Origin of the sequence: Ligilactobacillus acidipiscis (assembly GCF_900116935.1) — a bacterium.
Classification (GTDB): Bacteria; Bacillota; Bacilli; order Lactobacillales; family Lactobacillaceae; genus Ligilactobacillus; species Ligilactobacillus acidipiscis.
Window position 1 is genome coordinate 929,892 of sequence record NZ_LT630287.1, and the last position, 18,762, is coordinate 948,653.

General features: G+C 41.1%; 14 protein-coding genes, 1 tRNA gene and 1 pseudogene. 13 read left to right on the plus strand and 3 right to left on the minus strand.

Annotation, left to right across the window (positions count from 1 at the left end; translation table 11 throughout):
- The first annotated feature begins 37 nt into the window (after nt 1-37).
- The 7 genes from uvrA to whiA all read left to right on the plus strand — a co-directional run bounded on the left by uvrA (nt 38) and on the right by whiA (nt 8,218).
- Nucleotides 38-2,872 carry an excinuclease ABC subunit UvrA gene (uvrA, locus tag BQ5903_RS04165; protein ID WP_079578932.1) on the plus strand — a complete coding sequence of 945 codons (2,835 nt, stop codon included), beginning with the start codon at nt 38-40 and terminating at the stop codon, nt 2,870-2,872.
- Nucleotides 2,873-2,963: 91 nt separating this feature from the next.
- Nucleotides 2,964-3,437, plus strand: coding sequence for an S-ribosylhomocysteine lyase (locus BQ5903_RS04170; protein WP_010497972.1), 474 nt, complete (start codon nt 2,964-2,966; stop codon nt 3,435-3,437).
- Between the two features lie 199 nt (nt 3,438-3,636).
- A complete protein-coding gene (locus BQ5903_RS04175; RefSeq protein ID WP_079578934.1) occupies nt 3,637-4,296 on the plus strand; it encodes a serine dehydratase beta chain in 660 nt (219 codons plus the stop codon).
- Nucleotides 4,297-4,310: 14 nt separating this feature from the next.
- Nucleotides 4,311-5,192 carry an L-serine ammonia-lyase, iron-sulfur-dependent, subunit alpha gene (gene sdaAA / locus BQ5903_RS04180; RefSeq protein ID WP_079578936.1) on the plus strand — a complete coding sequence of 294 codons (882 nt, stop codon included), beginning with the start codon at nt 4,311-4,313 and terminating at the stop codon, nt 5,190-5,192.
- Between the two features lie 130 nt (nt 5,193-5,322).
- The gene (gene rapZ / locus BQ5903_RS04185) at nt 5,323-6,207 is read left to right on the plus strand and encodes an RNase adapter RapZ (RefSeq protein WP_079578938.1); all 885 of its coding nucleotides are present in this window, start codon (nt 5,323-5,325) and stop codon (nt 6,205-6,207) included.
- Nucleotides 6,204-7,223, plus strand: coding sequence for a gluconeogenesis factor YvcK family protein (locus tag BQ5903_RS04190; protein ID WP_079578940.1), 1,020 nt, complete (start codon nt 6,204-6,206; stop codon nt 7,221-7,223). Before rapZ ends, BQ5903_RS04190 begins: the two co-directional genes overlap by 4 nt.
- Before the next feature lie 50 nt (nt 7,224-7,273).
- Nucleotides 7,274-8,218 (plus strand): DNA-binding protein WhiA, encoded by a 945-nt coding sequence (gene whiA, locus BQ5903_RS04195; protein ID WP_079578942.1) that lies wholly within the window; start codon nt 7,274-7,276, stop codon nt 8,216-8,218.
- Between the two features lie 153 nt (nt 8,219-8,371).
- Here the strand turns inward: whiA and BQ5903_RS04200 are convergent, their stop codons facing one another.
- Nucleotides 8,372-8,965, minus strand: coding sequence for an ATP-dependent Clp protease proteolytic subunit (locus BQ5903_RS04200; RefSeq protein ID WP_010497992.1), 594 nt, complete (start codon nt 8,963-8,965; stop codon nt 8,372-8,374).
- A 302-nt stretch (nt 8,966-9,267) separates the two neighbouring features.
- Nucleotides 9,268-9,339 (minus strand) — tRNA-Arg (locus BQ5903_RS04205).
- Between the two features lie 88 nt (nt 9,340-9,427).
- Here BQ5903_RS04205 and rpoN point away from each other — a divergent pair.
- The 6 genes from rpoN (at nt 9,428) to ltrA (ending at nt 17,357) form a co-directional block, all read left to right on the plus strand.
- The gene (gene rpoN / locus BQ5903_RS04210; RefSeq protein ID WP_079578944.1) at nt 9,428-10,753 is read left to right on the plus strand and encodes an RNA polymerase factor sigma-54; all 1,326 of its coding nucleotides are present in this window, start codon (nt 9,428-9,430) and stop codon (nt 10,751-10,753) included.
- A gap of 292 nt (nt 10,754-11,045) precedes the next feature.
- Nucleotides 11,046-12,074, plus strand: a complete 1,029-nt coding sequence (locus tag BQ5903_RS04215) for a sugar-binding transcriptional regulator (RefSeq protein ID WP_079578946.1) — start codon at nt 11,046-11,048, stop codon at nt 12,072-12,074.
- A 61-nt stretch (nt 12,075-12,135) separates the two neighbouring features.
- A complete protein-coding gene (gene gap, locus BQ5903_RS04220) occupies nt 12,136-13,149 on the plus strand; it encodes a type I glyceraldehyde-3-phosphate dehydrogenase (protein WP_079578948.1) in 1,014 nt (337 codons plus the stop codon).
- Between the two features lie 162 nt (nt 13,150-13,311).
- Nucleotides 13,312-14,505 (plus strand): phosphoglycerate kinase, encoded by a 1,194-nt coding sequence (locus tag BQ5903_RS04225; protein WP_056988119.1) that lies wholly within the window; start codon nt 13,312-13,314, stop codon nt 14,503-14,505.
- Nucleotides 14,506-14,585: 80 nt separating this feature from the next.
- Nucleotides 14,586-15,341 carry a triose-phosphate isomerase gene (gene tpiA, locus BQ5903_RS04230; RefSeq protein ID WP_010498002.1) on the plus strand — a complete coding sequence of 252 codons (756 nt, stop codon included), beginning with the start codon at nt 14,586-14,588 and terminating at the stop codon, nt 15,339-15,341.
- 630 nt (nt 15,342-15,971) lie between these two features.
- Entirely contained in the window at nt 15,972-17,357 is a 1,386-nt protein-coding gene (gene ltrA, locus BQ5903_RS04235; RefSeq protein ID WP_079579652.1) for a group II intron reverse transcriptase/maturase, read from the plus strand.
- A 78-nt stretch (nt 17,358-17,435) separates the two neighbouring features.
- Here ltrA and BQ5903_RS04240 read toward each other — a convergent pair.
- Nucleotides 17,436-18,734 (minus strand): annotated as a pseudogene (locus BQ5903_RS04240) (ISL3 family transposase); the annotation flags it as partial.
- Nucleotides 18,735-18,762 lie beyond the last annotated feature (28 nt).

Here is an 18,762-nt window from a genome sequence, read left to right on the forward strand (position 1 = left end):
GCTGTTAATAGATAAATGTTTGAAAGAGGGAGAGAGATTGGCACAGGATAAAATTGTGATCCATGGCGCACGGGCGCATAATTTAGAAAACATTGATGTTGCTATTCCCAAAAATAAATTGGTCGTTATGACTGGGCTGTCTGGTTCAGGTAAGAGTTCACTGGCCTTTGATACCTTATACGCTGAAGGACAACGCCGTTACGTGGAAAGTCTGTCAGCATATGCTAGGCAATTTTTAGGACAAATGGACAAACCAGATGTTGATTCGATCGACGGTTTATCTCCGGCAATATCGATCGACCAAAAGACAACTTCTAAAAATCCTCGGTCAACTGTGGGAACTGTGACTGAGATCAATGATTATTTGCGTCTTTTATGGGGACGTGTTGGGACACCGATTTGTCCAAATGATGGTCATAAGATCACCAGCCAATCACCTGAACAAATGGTGGATCGGGTATTATCTCTACCAGAAAGAACTAAGCTGCAGGTCTTGGCACCTGTCGTTCGTGAAAAAAAGGGGCAACATAAAAAGGTCTTCGAAAAGATCAAGCGTGAGGGTTTTGTCAGACTGATCGTTGATGGAGAATCCCATGATGTTGAAGAAACATTGGAGCTGGATAAGAACATTAAGCATTCTATCTCAGTCGTTGTGGATCGAATCGTTGTCAAACCAACTGTCAGGTCCCGGCTTTTTGATTCATTTGAATCGGCGTTGCGCTTGTCTGGGGGTTATGCATACGCTGATGTGATCGATGGTGAGACCATTCAATTTTCAGAGAATTTTGCGTGTCCTTATTGTGGGTTTACGATCGGTGAATTAGAACCACGCTTGTTTTCTTTTAATGCTCCATTTGGTGCTTGCCCTGATTGTGACGGATTAGGCGTTAAACTTGAAGTGGATGTTGATTTGGTAGTGCCAGATAAAGACAAAACTTTAAGGGAGGGCGCTTTAGCACCTTGGAATCCGATCAGCTCCCAATATTACCCGACTTTGCTGGCTGAAGCTTGCGAAACATTTGGGATCGATTTGGATACTCCATTCAAAAAGTTGCCAAAAAAGCAACAAAAGACTGTCTTGTATGGAGCGGGTAGCAAAACTTTCCATTTTACCTTTGAAAATGACTTTGGCGGTAAGCGTGACTTAGACATGCAATTTGAGGGTGTAGTCAACAATGTTTCACGTCGTTATCGTGAAACGAACAGTGATTTTACCCGTGATGTTATGAGAAAATATATGACAAGTTTAACTTGTCAGACTTGTCATGGCTATCGTTTAAACCGCAAAGCTCTGTCAGTCAAGATCGGTGGCAAGCATATTGGTGAGGTTTCTGATTATGCGATTGGCGATTCACTGGGCTTTTTTGCTGGATTAACCTTCTCAAAGCAAGATCAGCAGATCGCGCAGCCGATCCTGAAAGAAATTAAAGATCGGCTGTCATTTTTGCAAAACGTTGGTTTGGATTATTTGACTTTGAGTCGGTCGGCCAGGACTTTGTCTGGTGGTGAAGCGCAACGGATCCGCTTGGCAACTCAGATCGGTTCTAACCTTTCAGGGGTTATGTATATCTTAGATGAGCCTTCGATCGGTCTGCATCAACGAGATAATGACCGTTTGATCGCTTCACTGAAAAAAATGCGTGATCTGGGTAATACTTTAATAGTAGTTGAGCACGATGAGGATACGATGCGTGCTGCGGATTATATTGTGGATATTGGCCCTGGTGCTGGTGTTAACGGCGGACAAGTTATGGCTAGCGGGACACCTAAACAGGTCGAAAGATCTGCTAAATCAATTACGGGACAATATCTGGCTGGCAAACGTTATATCTCGGTTCCTAAAAAACGCCGGCAAGGTAATGGCAAAGTTGTTACGGTTACTGGTGCCAGTGAAAATAATTTAAAAGACATCACAGTTGACTTTCCCTTGGGTAAGTTTATAACTGTGACTGGTGTTTCAGGTTCTGGTAAATCAACTTTGGTCAACATGATTTTAAAACGTGCTTTAGCACAAAAGTTAACACGTAATTCTGAAAAACCAGGGAAATACAAGAAGATCTCTGGCTTTGATTCGTTGGAAAAAGTTATCGATATTGATCAGTCACCGATCGGACGGACACCACGGAGTAATCCGGCCACTTATACCGGTGTATTTGACGATGTGAGAGCTTTGTTTGCTCAAACAAACGAGGCAAAAATGCGCGGTTATAGTAAGGGCAGGTTTAGTTTTAACGTTAAAGGCGGACGTTGTGAAGCTTGCAAAGGTGACGGGATCATTAAAATTGCGATGAACTTCTTACCAGATGTCTATGTGCCATGTGAAGTTTGCCATGGTACACGTTTTAATTCGGAAACTTTGGAAATCGAGTATAAGGGTAAAAATATTTCTGAGATCTTAGATATGACTGTGGAAGAGGCCTTGGCTTTCTTTGAACCTATTCCTAAGATCAAACGTAAGCTGCAAACTATTATGGATGTTGGATTAGGCTATGTGAAACTGGGCCAGCCGGCCACTACCTTATCTGGCGGCGAGGCTCAGCGAATGAAACTTGCATCTGAATTACACCGTAAATCAAACGGCAAAACATTTTATATTTTAGATGAACCTACAACTGGTCTGCACACAGAAGACGTTAAAAATTTGTTGACCGTTTTACAAAGATTGGTTGATAAAGGAAACACCGTTTTAGTGATCGAACATAATTTAGACGTGATCAAAACTTCTGATCATCTTATCGATCTGGGACCTGAAGGCGGAGAAGGCGGAGGTCAAATCGTTGTGACCGGTACGCCAGAAGAGGTTGCTGATTGTAAAGAAAGTTATACCGGTCAGTATTTAAAAGGCGTTTTAGAAAAGAGCAAGCATGAATAGCTAATTGATACTTTTGCAGGTAGATAACTTGCATTTTACAGTGAAACTGCTAAAGTTGATTTATATTTATTTGAAGATTGGAGAGATCATTTTGGCAAAAGTTGAAAGTTTTACATTGGACCATACAGCTGTTAAAGCTCCCTATGTTCGTTTGATCACTACTGAAGAAGGCGCCAAAGGTGATAAGATCGCTAATTACGATCTGCGCTTGGTTCAACCTAATGAAAATGCTATTCCTACTGCAGGATTGCATACTATCGAGCACATGTTAGCAGGCTACTTGCGTGACTATATGGATGGTGTGATCGATTGTTCTCCATTTGGCTGCCGGACAGGATTTCATTTGATTACTTGGGGTGAACATGACACCGTTGAAGTGGCAACAGCTTTGAAGAAGTCCTTGGAAGATATTTCTCAAGCATCATGGGATGATGTTCAAGGAACTGATATTAAGAGCTGTGGGAACTATCGTGACCATTCCTTGTTCTCAGCTCAAGAGTGGGCTAAAAAAATCTTATCTGAAGGCATTTCTTCAGATCCATATGAACGTAAAGTTGTTGAATAACAAGTAAAATTTGACTCAAGGGATCTCCTGAGTCTTTTTTTATTTCTGATTTTGCAGCGAAGGTTTTCTAATGAACGCAAAAAATATATAATTGAGAAGAACGTTCAAGCTGTGAAAAAGTTCGTTTTCGGAGCTTGAGTAACTGAGCTCATCATGAACAAAATATACCATGAATATAATTGTTGCCAGAGGTGTAAAAATGGAGGAAAAATATCAGAGTATTTTTGATATAGTGGGGCCGGTCATGGTCGGACCGTCAAGTTCGCATACAGCAGGAGCGGCTAAACTTGGCAAGAAAGCAGGGCAGCTTTTAAAGAATAGACCACAAAAAATAAGAATTGATTACTATGAATCTTTTGCCAAAACACATGTCGGCCACGGAACTGATCTTGCAATAGTGGGAGGGATCCTTGGAATGGATGCAGATAATCCGGCACTTGCGAACTCCCTAGAAATAATCAAAGCACAAGCCATCTCTTTGCAGATCAATGAATTAAGTGAACCAAGTCCGATCGGCCACCCGAACACGGCTGCAATTACATTGAGTGACGGCAAAAACAAGATTTTTCTTTGTGGTTGTTCTATTGGGGGAGGAAAAATCGAGGTCAAGCAGATCGAACTTGATGGATATAACATTGAATTGCCTGGTTCACTTCCAGTCATCTTGTTTAAGTGTTCTCCTCGATCACTAGTCAAGATCTTAGAAAAGTTATCTGATATGGGATCGATCGTCACTGCACAAAACTTTTGTCATTTTGCGGAATGGGAAAATTTATATGCCCTTAATTTAAAAGAAATGCCAGTTAATGATCTCGAAAGAAAAATTCAAAAATATTGTGACAATTTAATTTGTTTATGAGTAAGGAGAAAAAAATGTATCAAAGTATTGCTGAAATAGTGCAAACTGCTCAACAACGCGGTGTAACCATCGCAAAGCTGATGCTCGAACAAGAAAGTACATATTCTGGTAAAACGGCCGAAGAGATCATAAAGCAAATGAGCGAACAGTTGACAGCAATGAGCTTGGCAGCAAGTAAAGGCTTGACTGGAAACGGTGTTGCGTCAAAAACGGGTTTGACTGGACACCAGGCGGCAAAATTGGCCAAGTATCATCAACGAGGGAAAACTCTTTCTGGCGACATAGTCTTGACGGCGATGGAAAATGCGATCGCCACAAATGAGGTCAATGCCGCTATGGGAGTTGTTTGTGCTGCTCCAACAGCGGGATCTTCTGGAACTTTGCCGGGTGTTTTGTTTGCATTAGAAAAAAAGTTGAATTTAAGTCGGAGGAATGAAATCGACTTTTTATTGTGTGCTAGCGGTTTTGGCTTGATCGTGGCTAATCATGCCACGATCGCTGGCGCGACAGGCGGCTGTCAGGCTGAAGTCGGCAGTGCTTCTGCAATGGCTGCCGCTGCTGCAGTTGAAGTTAGTGGTGGGACACCGCAACAGTCTGCGGAGGCTTTTGCATTTTCGTTAAGTAATTTGTTGGGTTTGGTTTGTGATCCGGTTGCAGGTTTGGTTGAAGTACCATGTGTGGATCGAAATGTTGTTGGTGCAGTCAATGCTTTGGCTGCCGCTGATATGGCTTTAGCAGGATTGACTAACACGATCCCAGCTGATGAAGTTATCATGGCAATGAAAGATGTTGGTGAAAGAATGCCGCGAGAACTTCGTGAAACTGGGCTAGGAGGATTGGCTGCAACCCCGACGGGAAATCAAATCAAATTCAATATTTTCGGTATAGAGGCTTAATTTTATCATGCAATTTGTGTTGCCGGGCGAAATACAAAGAAATAATAGTTTAAGAAGTGATTATATTTAATGACACGCCCGGATTGTTGTGGTATTCTAGGAAAGAATGTTTGAAATTGGAGGATCGATAATGAGTGAACAATTTGAACTAGTAATTTTAACAGGGATGAGTGGTGCTGGTAAGACAGTTGCAATGCAAAGTTTTGAAGATTTAGGTTATTTTTGCATTGACAATATGCCACCGACATTGATTCCAAAGTTTTATGAGTTGCTGCAAGATACTGGTAAAATTCAAAAAGTTGCTTTGGGGATCGATTTACGTTCGCGTTCATTTTATGATCAGATCATTGAGATATTGCATAATATTGAGGATCAAAGAGCTGTCAATGTAAAAATTGTTTTTCTTGATGCATCTAATGAAGAACTGGTTTCTCGGTATAAAGAAACCAGACGAGCACATCCTTTAGCTCGTGAAGGTCGGTTGTTAGATGGGATTGCTAAGGAAAGGGAACTACTGGCTGAAATCAAAACGCAGGCGCAGCTGGTGATTGATACAACTAAATTGTCTCCGCGACAGTTGCGTGAAGAAATATTCCATACGTTTGAAAGCGGCAAGGAAACTCCTTTTCATATTGAAGTTTTGTCATTCGGCTTTAAATATGGTTTGCCGATCGATGCCGATATCGTTATGGATGTTCGCTTCCTGCCTAATCCTTATTATGTACCAGAACTAAAGGGTAAAACGGGCTTGGATAAACCTGTTGAGGATTATGTCATGAATTCAATCGGTGCCCAAAGTTTTTACGAACAATTTGCGCACTTACTTGAATCGATCCTTCCAGGTTATGTTAAAGAAGGCAAATCAAGTGTAGTTATCGCGATAGGCTGTACAGGCGGTCAACATCGGTCAGTGGCACTGACTAACTTGATCGGCAAACGGTTAAAGAAAAAATATCCGGTGCGGATCTCACACCGCGACATGAACAAGCGGAAGGAGACTGTTAACCGGTCATGAGTAATTGTAATAGAAATGGTCAGCGCCCTAAAATAGTAGTGATCGGGGGAGGAACTGGCTTGCCGGTCGTATTACATGGACTGCGTAAGAAAAATGCTGATATTACTGCGGTGGTAACTGTGGCTGATGATGGCGGGTCATCTGGCGTGATCAGGGATTATATCAATGTTGTCCCACCTGGAGATATTAGAAATGTTCTAGTAGCTTTGTCTGATATCCCTCAGATTTATAAAGATATTTTTCAATATCGTTTTGATACCAAAGATCAGTTTTTTTCGGGGCATGCGATCGGAAATTTGATTATTGCGGCATTATCAGAGATGAATGGTGATGACATATTTTCCGCCGTGCAAAAGCTGTCACAGATGATGCGTATCGACGGCAAGGTCTATCCGGCAGCCAGCGTTCCCTTGGCTTTGAATGCTGAGTTCAGCGATGGCACTTGTTTGTCTGGAGAAGCCGAGATCACTGCTGCTGAGAAAAATATAAAAAAAGTCTGGGTCACGAGCAATGACGGCTCTAAACCTGAAGCTCGCCCTGAAGTGATCAAAGCCATTATGGAGGCAGATCAGATCGTATTAGGTCCAGGTAGTTTATTCACGAGTATCTTACCCAATTTAATGATCGAAAATGTTGGTCGTGCTGTTTGTGAAACTCAAGCGGAAGTTGTCTATATCTGCAATATTATGACGCAAAAGGGTGAAACTGAGAAGTTTACGGATGCTGATCATGTCCGCGTTTTAAATAATCATTTGGGTGATAACTTCGTGGATACTGTACTGGTAAATACTGAAGAAGTCCCGCAAGATTATATGGATTATCAAAAATATAATGAGATCTTAGACCAGGTCAAATATGACTTTGCCGGCTTGCGCGAGCAAAATTGTCGTGTGATCTCAGATAATTTTTTGAAACTCAGAGATCATGGCGTTTTTCATAATGGAAAAAAAGTCGTTGAAGAGCTGATACGACTGACAGGTCGTCCAAATTCCTGGGTCGTTGATAGATATAACTAAGGTAAATCTGTTAGTCAGTTTATTCACTTTAATGAAGGGAGGTCGGAGTATTGTCTTATGCTAGTGATGTAAAAAAAGAGTTGACTACTTTAGAGGTCAATCATCTTAAAAATGGTAAGGCTGAATTGACGGCATTGATCCGTATGAACGGTGCGTTAAGTTTGATCGATCATCAATTTGTGTTGAGTATTCAAACCGAAAATCCTGCAACTGCACGGAGGATCTATTGGTTGTTAGAAAAATTTTATGGTATCAAGAGTGAATTGATCGTTAGACGTAAAATGAAGTTAAAGAAAAATAATTTATACATTGTTCGTCTGCGCTCCGGCAGCAGCGAGGTTTTACATGACTTGAATATAATTGATGGCTTGCAGATCAAACAAACTGTGAACAATGATTTCTTGACTACGGATGGCCCTGTCCGTTCTTATTTACGCGGTGCCTTTTTAGCAACAGGTTCCGTGAATAATCCCGAAACGAGTCGTTACCACTTGGAAATTTATTCACTCTATGAGGAACATAATGATTCTATTTGCGAAATGATGAATCACTATCATTTGAATGCACGCAAAACTGAACGGCGTAGCGGCTATATCACTTATTTAAAAGAGGGAGAAAAGATTGCTGACTTTTTGTCTTTGATCGGGGCAACAAGTTCAATGCTAAAGTTTGAGGATATTCGCATTATGCGTGATATGCGTAATTCGGTCAACCGGATCGTGAATTGCGAAAATGCTAATATGAACAAAGTTGCTGACGCAGCCACTAAGCAGATCGAAAATATTAAGCTGATCGATGATGTTGTTGGTTTAAACAAGTTGCCGGTTAAATTGCAACAAGTTGCTATTTCTCGGGTTGCCCATCCGGAAGTTAGTTTGAAAGAATTGGGTGACCTAGTGGAAGGCGGTCCGATTTCTAAATCAGGTGTAAATCACCGTCTACGTAAAATAAATGAATATGCTAATAAAATCAAGACCGGAACATTTGCTGATTAAAATGCTTGATCAAAAAGGTATTTTTTCAAATAATGTTCGGTAGTCCATGAGAACTCTATCTTTTAGGTAGGGCTCTTTTTTATGTTTTAAGCCAAAAAAAGAACCATAGCTCACAATGTAGAGTTACAGTTCTTTGTTATTAGAAATTAAAGCTTATTCGGCTTTCTTCTTGTTCTTCATAATACCATCGATCAAACCATATTTAACGGCTTCTTCAGCGGTCATAAAGTTATCACGTTCGGTATCGCGGTTGATCGTTTCGATGTCTTGGCCTGTGCGTTCGGCTAAGATCTTGTTGATCAAGTTACGTGTCTTCGAGATATGCTCAGCAGCGATCTGAATTTCAGTTGATTGACCCTGAGCACCGCCTAATGGCTGATGGATCAATATTTCAGAGTTTGGTAGAGCAAAACGCTTGCCATCAGCACCTGCCGTAGACAAGATAGATGCCATTGAAGCAGCTATGCCCAAGACGATAGTCTGAACATCGGAATTTACGAAATTCATCGTGTCATAAATGGCCAATCCAGCTGAAACAGAGCCACCAGGTGAGTTGATGTACATATAGATGTCTTTTTCAGAGTCCTGTGCATCTAAGAAAAGCAACTGCGCGATCACGGCATTTGCCATGTCATCTGTGACTTCACCAGAAACCATAATGATCCTATCCTTTAAGAGACGAGAATAGATATCATAAGCACGTTCTCCTTGTGGAGACTGTTCAATAACTGTGGGTACTAAATTCATAGTAATAAATACCTCCTGCTCGTTAATTGATTGCATGAAATTCTTTTTTCATGACTTTGATTTATAGTTTACCCTATAGGTCAAAAAAGGTCAAACTTGAAGCATTATTTTTTGTTTAGTGCAGGATTTTAATTTCTTATCGCTTTCGTTAGTGGATATTAATTGGATATATAATGTATAATGATGGATGAAGAAAGGACGATAAGTTGACTATTGGCTTGGCAAAAGTCAAATGTAAGCAAAGAAAAAAGCCTTTGAAATCAAAGGCTTTAAACCGTATGCTACATTAGGTCAAGTATCCATGCGCCAGCAGGGAGTCGAACCCTGATTACAAGAACCGGAATCTTGTGTGCGATCCATTACACTACCGGCGCGTACTTATATATAGTAACTTAAATGTTATTAAATTACAAGATAAATTTATTGAAAACCACTTATTGAATTTTAAAAGGGGAAGTCAGCATGACACTGCAACAAGGACTTGGTCAACAACAAAATCAAATTCAAAAACTGGCAATGACTCAAAGAATGCAGCAGTCAATCAGGATGCTAAAGTTTAGCTCGGATGAGCTCCAGAATTTTTTGAAACAACAGGAACTGGAAAACCCATTTATGGTGATCAATCCGCGAAATTCAAATGCTAGTTCAAATGTCGTCAGCGTTTCTAAGGCGGCCAACAATGAAACGGATTGGACTGAATTCGCAACTTCTAAACAAAGCCGCTCGCTTTTTGACTATCTGCTAGATCAAGTGCATTTGACCATGAGAAAAACTCCTCTGCGGGGGTGGGTCATTTTTTTAGTAAATCATTTAGATTCAAATGGATATTTAGACTTGGATCTAGAGACTTTGGTAAAAAGTGAATTGATCGATAAGGTGATGCTGATCGATGCATTGACGCTTTTGCAAAATTTAGATCCGCCGGGTGTAGGGGCCAGAAACTTACAAGAATGTTTGATCTTGCAAACTAGAAACGACGATTTTGCTCCAAAACATACCGAAGAAATTTTGCAAAATGATTTTTCAGATTTTATTGATCGTCATTGGAAAGCACTGACACAAAAATATGAGATCACTTTGACTCAAGTACAAGATATTTTAGATTATGTCCAAACACTTTCTCCTACTCCCGGTTCAGAGTATAGCCAAGATGAGATCGGGTATATCCAACCAGATCTCGTTTTAAAAGAAGCTGCTGATGACAAGTTAGATGTTAAGGCTACTAAACAGACCTTGCCGAAAGTCGTTTTTAGGGAAAATTATTTTAATGAGATGCTAAAGACTAACGATCCGCAAGTTAAAAAATACGCTGAAGATAAGAAAAAAGAATTTGCAGAGATCTATCGCGATATTGAGCAAAGAGGCTCGACTCTTTTGCGGGGAGGTCGTGAGATAATTAAACGGCAAAAAAATTTTTTACTAGACCCTAAGCAAGCGTTGGTACCTTTGTTGTTACGGGATGTGGCGAATTCTTTACAGTTGCATGAATCGACGATCAGTCGGACTGTAAATGGTAAGTATCTGCAAACGAAACATGGTGTATATGAATTAAAGTATTTCTTCACACAAGCTGTAAATTATAGTACAGAAGGGGCAGTTTTGACTGCAAGTGATGTCAAAGCACGGATAAAGGCCGCAATAATGGCCGAAAATAAGCTTAAACCACTATCGGATCAAAAAATTAGTCAACTTTTGGCAAAAGAGGGACTAGAATTGTCCCGCAGAACAGTTGCAAAATATCGTGAACAGTTAAATATTCCCAGCTCTTCTAAAAGAAAAAAATATTAGTGAAAAATAAAAGTTCACAAATTTCATAGTTGTCTTCACCTTTTCACAATAATAATTCGTATTTTCACAAATATCGTTGATATGGTTGCTGCAATTGAGTATAAAAGCAATAATTTCATGAAAATGAACGAGAAGAGTTTGAAAAAATTGCTTCACAAAACTTGCAATACCTTTATATTGTTGTTATAATTCACTTGTAAATAAGGAAACAGTTTGCTGGATTTTCAGTTTAATTGTGATTCTTATTTAAATAGATTGTTGGACATTATCAGTCCCAGGGGAGAGACGACCGATGAACCGTGAACTCGAGTGGATTCAAACTGTCGTTCCCGATATGATCGATGTCTTAAGTCGCCGGTTTTTGATCTTAAAAAAAATTAAGACAGATCGGCCAGTAGGACGAAGGACTTTAGCTGCTCAACTCAAGTTAAGTGAGCGAGCCCTTCGTACCGAAACTGATTTTTTGAAAGAGCAGGGCCTGATCGATTCAAGCAAATCAGGGATGACTCTTACCGAAAATGGTGCACTGGTCGTTCGTAGTCTGGGTGAATTTATGGATCAGATGCTGACACTACAAGCAACTGAGAAAGAGTTAACTGCCTTATTTGGCGGTATTCGTTGTTTGGTGGTCTTTGGCGATAGTGATGAGGATGAAGCAGTGACGTGTTCGATGGGGCAGACTGTTAATGAGATTTTGCAGGCTTTGTTACCACAAGGGCACAATATAATCGCTGTGATGGGCGGCACAACAATGGCCGCCGTTGCACAGTCGCTGGACTCAGAACTAACAACCGGGCGCGATTTGATGTTCGTTCCTGCTCGTGGCGGGATCGGAGAAAGAGTGGATGTTCAGGCTAACAATATTTCTGCTCAGATGGCCGAAAGAACCAAGGGCCAACATAGAGCACTTTATGTTCCTGAACATGTTAGCGAGAAAACTTATGAGCCGTTATTGCGCGAACCTGCCGTTCGAGAAGTGATCGAGATGATCAGGCAGAGTAATGCGGTGATCCATAGCATCGGTGAGGCGATTCCGATGGCAAAGAGACGTTCGATGTCGCAAACTGCCATTGATTCACTTAAACAGAAAGGTGCTGTCGGTGAAGCATTTGGTTATTTCTTCAATGAAAAAGGAGAAGTGGTCCAAAAGCTTTCCCGAATTGGATTGCAACTAGAGGATCTCGCTTCGATGAAATGTGTTGTTGCCGTGGCCGGCGGATCATCTAAAGGTCATGCGATCGCAGCATATATGAAACTTGCTCCCAGTCAGACATATTTGATTACTGACCAAGGAGCTGCTAACATGATTTTAAAAGGGTAGTGTTTAGCCGCATTACTTTTTAAAATAAATTTTTTATTTCCTAAAGGAGGAAAATTTTAGTATGACTACTAAAGTAGGTATTAATGGCTTTGGCCGTATCGGCCGTTTGGCATTCCGTCGTATTGCTGCAACATCAAAGGACTTGGAAGTTGTTGCAATTAATGATTTAACTTCACCTGCAATGCTCGCTCATTTGTTGAAGTACGATACAGCTCATGGTCAATTTGACGCTGAAGTTTCCGCAACAGACAACGCACTTGTTGTTAATGGCAAGACTATCCCTGTATATGCTGAAGCAGATGCACACAACATTCCTTGGGTTAAGAATGACGGCGTAGAATTAGTACTTGAATCAACAGGTTTCTATACTTCTACAGAAAAAGCAACTGCTCATTTGGATGCAGGCGCAAAACGTGTTCTTGTTTCTGCACCAGCTGGCGACATGAAGACAATCGTTTATGGCGTTAATGATGACACAATGTCAGCAGACGACAAGATCGTTTCAGCTGCTTCATGTACAACAAACTGCTTGGCACCTCTTGCAAAGGCTGTTAACGATGCATTTGGTATCAAAGCAGGTACAATGACAACTGTTCATGCTTACACAGCTACACAGTTATTACAAGATGGTCCTGACAAGAAGGGCAACGTTCGTAACGCTCGTGCTGCTGCTCAAAACACAATTCCTCATTCAACTGGTGCTGCTAAGGCTCTTGGCTTGGTTGTTCCTGAATTGAACGGTAAATTGGATGGACATGCACAACGTGTTCCAGTTATCACAGGTTCATTGACAGAATTAGTAACAACTTTGGACAAAGTTGTAACAGCTGACGAAGTTAACGAAGCAGTTAAGAAAGTTACTGATGGTAACGAATCATTTGGTTACAATGCTGACGGCATCGTTTCTTCAGATATCATCGGTACAACATTTGGTTCAGTCTTTGACCCAACACAAACACAAGTTGTTGGTGATGGTGAAGGCCAAGTTGTTAAGACAGTTGCTTGGTATGACAACGAATCTGGCTTTACAGCTCAAATGATCCGTACACTTGAAAAATTTGCTAGCATGCTTTAATATTCGATTTTAAATTGAATATTACGCCTGTGTGGCGCTAATTAAGGCGGGGGAGGCAAAACTCCTTCCGCTTTTTCTTTGAAATAAGCACGGGAACTAGGGCTAGCTTTTTAAGTATCAGTGCGACTCTTGTTTCCGAGAAAAATCAATGGAGGGTTTTCAATGGCTAAATTAACAGTTTCAGATCTGAAAGATCTTAAAGGAAAAAAAGTCTTGATCCGTGTTGACTTTAATGTCCCTTTGAAAGACAGCAAAATCGGTGATGATAACCGAATGGTAGCTGCACTTCCAACCATTAAATATGTTACTGAAAATGGCGGAAAGGCTATCTTGTTCTCACACCTTGGCCGTGTTAAGAAGGAAGAAGACAAGAAAGAATTAACTCTTCGTCCAGTTGCACAGCATTTGGCTGAATTACTCGACAAACCAGTTACTTTCGTTCCTGTAACACGTGGACCTCAATTAGAAGAAGCAATCGACAAATTATCTGATGGCGATGTTTTGTTAGTTGAAAATACTCGTTTCGAAGATTTAGACGGCAAAAAAGAATCAGGTAACGATCCTGAACTTGGTAAATACTGGGCATCACTTGGTGACGTTTATGTCAACGATGCTTTCGGTACTGCTCACCGTTCACATGCTTCTAACGTTGGTATTGCAAGTAACATGGACCAAGTCGCTGCTGGTTTCTTGTTAGAAAAAGAAATCAAGTTCTTGGGTAATGCTGTGGATGATCCTAAACATCCATTTGTTGCTATCCTGGGTGGTGCTAAAGTTTCAGATAAGATCGGTGTCATCGATCATTTGTTATCAAAAGCTGACAAAGTTGTTATCGGTGGTGGGATGACTTATACATTCTATGCTGCTAAAGGTATCAAGATCGGTAATTCTCTTGTTGAAGAAGATAAGATCGATCTTGCTAAGCAAATTATTGAAAAAGCTGGCGACAAGTTAGTATTACCAGTTGATAATGTTGTTGCACCTGAATTTAAGAATGACGCTCCTAGTGAAGTTGTAGAAGGAGACATTCCTGATGGTGAAATGGCTTTAGATATCGGTCCTAAGTCAATCGAATTGTTCAAGGATACTTTGAAAGATGCTAAGACAGTTGTTTGGAATGGCCCAATGGGTGTATTCGAAATGAGCAACTTTGCTAAAGGTACTCTTGAAGTAGGTAAATTCTTAGGTACTTTAACTGACGCATCTACTATCGTTGGTGGTGGCGATTCGACTGCTGCTGTTAAGGAACTTGGTGTAGGCGACAAGCTTACTCATATTTCTACTGGTGGCGGTGCATCACTTGAATATCTTGAAGGTAAAGAATTACCTGGTATTGCTGCAGTTTCCAACAAATAATCTAGGAAAATAAAAAATTTATTATAATTGCGAGTATTGGTTTTGCCCGCAATTATTTTTTTGAAGGAGAGGTATATTTTATGCGTACACCAATTATCGCAGGTAACTGGAAATTAAACATGAATCCAGAACAAACTGCTGAATTCGTTAAAGCTGTTAAGGATCAACTGCCTACTGACGGCAGCGTTGAAGCTGTGATCGGCGCACCGGCTGTTGACTTGCCTGCATTGCTTGAAAATGCTAAGGGTTCAAGTCTTAAAGTGGCTGCTGAAAACAGTTATTTTGAAGACGAAGGTGCCTTTACTGGTGAAACTTCACCAAAAGTTTTGGCTGAAATGGGCGTTGACTATGTGATCATCGGCCACTCAGAGCGTCGTGAATATTTCCATGAAACAGATGAAGACATCAACAAAAAAGCTCATGCGATCTTCAGAAATGGTCTCACACCTATCATTTGCTGTGGTGAGACTCTTGAAACTCGTGAAGCTGGTAAATATCAAGAATGGGTCGAAGGACAAGTTACAGCTGCTTTGAAAGATTTGACAGCTGACCAAGTTTCTTCTCTTGTTATTGCTTATGAACCAATCTGGGCTATTGGTACTGGCAAAACAGCTAGTTCCGACCAAGCTGAAGAAGTTTGCGCGATCGTTCGGCAAACAGTTGCTAAATTGTATGATCAAACAGTTGCTGATAAAGTTCGCATTCAGTACGGTGGCTCAGTTAAACCTGCTAACGTTAAAGAATTAATGTCTAAAGAAGATATCGATGGCGGTTTAGTCGGTGGTGCTTCATTAGTTCCTGAATCATACTTGCAATTAGTTAACTTCAACAAATAAGCAGTAGATCCTGAAAAAGCTCGTATTTAAGGTTCTTTATCAAGTGGTACTGATGAAATGAATTATTAAAAATAATAAGCAATTGGTCTACTTGGTCAAGCTGCTTGTTCCTGAATGGAATGAGCAGCTTTTTTAGGGACTTTGTCAAATAGTGTTGATGGTCCATAGAACTCTATCTTTATGGTAGGGTTCTTTTTTTACGTGCGCCCGGCATGGGCAGTAACTAGGCGGTGTAAGTCCGCTGTGAGCCGTAGTGGCCGGTATCACGAGTCGAAGACAAGGGTGTCTATCGTGAGGTAGAATCTGAAGGAAGTCCTAGACGAAACATCGAATCGATGAACAAGAAGTGGCTAAAAGGCTGGAAACGGTGGGATGAGATTGCTTAACAAATCGAAGTCCCTGACCACTCGAAACCGTCACAGTAAAGCCAACGGTTTGATGCGAAAGCTACTGCTCTTACCCGGGGAGGTCTGTCATGGTAGTTCTCTCAAGCTGGAAGTTATTTCTGGCAGGAACAGGCTCAATAGTAATGTTGAGTTGTCCATGACAGAAGTCAGCCGAGGCCATAGTAGCCAGTAATGGTGAAGGGCTGAACAACAATAATTTTGATTCATCCTGGAGGTGGAAACAATACGACAATCGCAGAAAACAGAAAATAAAGCTGACTACCTGCGGAGGGTAACCCTGGAAGGGTCAGAGCAAACAGGAGCGCGTAGCGTTGTTTCTGGTGAAAAGAGAACTCAAAATGGCTTATTACGTGAGAAGGTCTTAGACCGGAATAATTTAAATCGGGCCTTTGTCCATGTCAAGCGTAATAAAGGGGCTGGAGGAATTGACGACATGTCCGTTGAGGAACTTGGCCCATACTTGAAAGAGAATAACGTAAAACTAATCGAGGCCTTGCGAACCGAAAGCTATGAACCCCAACCTGTCAAACGAGTTGAGATTCCTAAGCCAGATGGTTCGAAACGTCAGTTAGGAATCCCAACGGTCGTTGACCGTGTGGTTCAACAGGCGTTACAACAGCAACTGTCTCCTATTTTTGAAAAAGTATTCTCAGATAATAGTTATGGTTTTCGACCACACCGCAGTGCACAAAGTGCTGTGAAAAAGGTGGTTGCTTATTATAATCAGGGTTATCACTACGTGGTCGACCTTGATTTAAAGTCCTATTTTGACAATGTGAACCATGATTTACTAATTAAATTTGTTGAAAATTACATTAGTGAGCCATGGGTCTTGCATTTGATTCGTAAGTTCTTGACGAGTGGTGTTATGAATGGTCGATTTTTCGAGAAGTCCGCTAAAGGTACACCGCAAGGTGGCAATATTTCACCATTACTAGCAAATATTTATCTGAACGAGCTGGACAAAGAATTGACCAAAAGAGGACATAAATTTGTACGCTATGCGGATGACTGTAATATCTATGTTAAAAGTAAGCGTGCGGGTGAACGGGTTCTCAAAAGCATCACCCAGTTTTTAGAAAAGGAACTCAAAGTTGAAGTGAATGCAGAAAAGACGCAAGTCGGTTCTCCACTAAGACTGAAGTTTCTAGGTTTTTCGCTGGGTGTGGGACGCAATAGCGCCTACCCGCGTCCTCATCAAAAACCTAAACAGAGAATTAAACAGGAATTGACAAGAATCACCAAGAGAAGCCGAGGCGTCAGCCTTGATAGGATTCTGCATGAAATTAAGCAGAAAATGCAGGGCTGGATCCAATATTATTCCATTGGGAAGATGAAAACCTTTCTCCAACAACTAGACAAATGGTTGCGCTCGCGCATCCGCCAGTATATCTGGAAACAGTGGAAGAATATCGGAACCCGTTATAAAGCATTGATTAAACTAGGCTTGACACCCAAACAGGCGAAAATCTACGTCAATACTCGTAAGGGATACTGGCGCAACGCGCACAGTAAAACACTGTTGATGACCATAACTAATAAAAGACTGGCACAGCGTGGGCTAATAAATCTGTCCAAACTGTACCAGTCTATTCAAGCAAAAGCTTAAGTTGTTGAACCGCCGTATACGGTTCCGTACGTACGGTGGTGTGGGAGGTCGATAGTGTGAACTATCTCCTACCCGATTGTGACTATGAAAATTCAAACTGACATAACTATTCTTTAATTCGATGAGAAGACGTAAACGGAAGTTTTCAAAGTTCCGGAAACCGTAAGCAGTCTTTTTAATGGCTTTGATCTTGTTGTTTGTTCCTTCCACGGGTCCATTAGAAAAGGTCGTCTGAAAGCTGTTCTTGATTTCTTGTAGATGTTTACGCAAGGTACGATTAGTTTTTTTGATGGGCTCAGGCATGCCTGCAGCTGAACGTGTTAGACTTTCTAAGAGCCTTGGATCTCGCTGATGGACAGCTTGTAAAAGTGTTTGATAATAAACGTAAGCTTGTCGCAAAGCGGAGGACATGTTTAATAAACGCTCCACAATATCCTGTTCACATAACTGCATATTACGAAAGTTTCTGCTTTTACGATAGGTTTTAAAATCAAGTTTGGTCGAGTCTTTAGTTAACGATTTCCAATAATGTTTCAAAGCACGTGCGTTGTGCGAACCCTGTCCCGCCTGTTTCATGGTTTGTGTCCGAACTAAGTTTAAGGCCCGATAAGCTTGGGTTACGACATGGAAGCGGTCGGCAATGATCAGCGCTTGCGGAAAGATCTCATGGATCAAGGATCGATAAGGCGAGTACAGATCAACTGTGACCGTTTGGACTGCCCAGCGAGCTTGACGGTCATATTGTAAAAAGTAACTTCGTAAGTATGTATTATGCCGAGAACGCACGATATCTAACGTGCGGCGTGTCGCAATGTCCATGACAATGATACTCATGCCGCTACTAGAAAAGTTGCCCGCTTTAAAGTCGTCAAAAGCGATATTTTGCGGTAAGAAATGATGATTGGGCCTTAAGTAAGTTGAGAGCTCTTGCGCAAAGCGCATCACTGTCATTCCAGAGATCCCAAAATCAGCGGCAATATCTTTTTGTGAGATATTCTGGTCTAATTTAGAAATAGCCTGATATTTAACGGCTTGTGAGATTTGGTCGTTAGCCTTGACGTCCTTGATCTCCGCAAGTTTTGTAATAGTTTTAGGGCAGGCAGCTGAAGCCGGGCAGAGATATTTTTGTTTGCGGATCGAAAAAACATTTGTGATCCCACCCGAAGGCAAACCGAGCATCTCAACGGTTTTAAAACCGTTGTAGCGCATTTTTTGACCACAAACTGGGCAAGCACAAGGATAAGATTGCCGCAAATGGATCTTGCGGACTTTTTTATGTTGGTAAAATCCTGCAGCTATCACTTTATTCTTATATTTTGGATCAAATTCCAGGTGTGAGTCTTTAATTCCCAATAGATCCAGTGTACAATTCTTCATGTAGGACATTCCTTTCAGTGTAGGGATT

Bases quoted from the DNA above. Each gene is read 5' to 3' on its own strand.
- BQ5903_RS04175 (WP_079578934.1), top strand. From the start codon at position 3,637: ATGGAGGAAAAATATCAGAGTATTTTTGATATAGTGGGGCCGGTCATG.
- sdaAA (WP_079578936.1), top strand. From the start codon at position 4,311: ATGTATCAAAGTATTGCTGAAATAGTGCAAACTGCTCAACAACGCGGT.
- rapZ (WP_079578938.1), top strand. From the start codon at position 5,323: ATGAGTGAACAATTTGAACTAGTAATTTTAACAGGGATGAGTGGTGCT.
- BQ5903_RS04190 (WP_079578940.1), top strand. From the start codon at position 6,204: ATGAGTAATTGTAATAGAAATGGTCAGCGCCCTAAAATAGTAGTGATC.
- BQ5903_RS04200 (WP_010497992.1), bottom strand. From the start codon at position 8,965: ATGAATTTAGTACCCACAGTTATTGAACAGTCTCCACAAGGAGAACGT.
- rpoN (WP_079578944.1), top strand. From the start codon at position 9,428: ATGACACTGCAACAAGGACTTGGTCAACAACAAAATCAAATTCAAAAA.
- BQ5903_RS04215 (WP_079578946.1), top strand. From the start codon at position 11,046: ATGAACCGTGAACTCGAGTGGATTCAAACTGTCGTTCCCGATATGATC.
- gap (WP_079578948.1), top strand. From the start codon at position 12,136: ATGACTACTAAAGTAGGTATTAATGGCTTTGGCCGTATCGGCCGTTTG.
- BQ5903_RS04225 (WP_056988119.1), top strand. From the start codon at position 13,312: ATGGCTAAATTAACAGTTTCAGATCTGAAAGATCTTAAAGGAAAAAAA.
- tpiA (WP_010498002.1), top strand. From the start codon at position 14,586: ATGCGTACACCAATTATCGCAGGTAACTGGAAATTAAACATGAATCCA.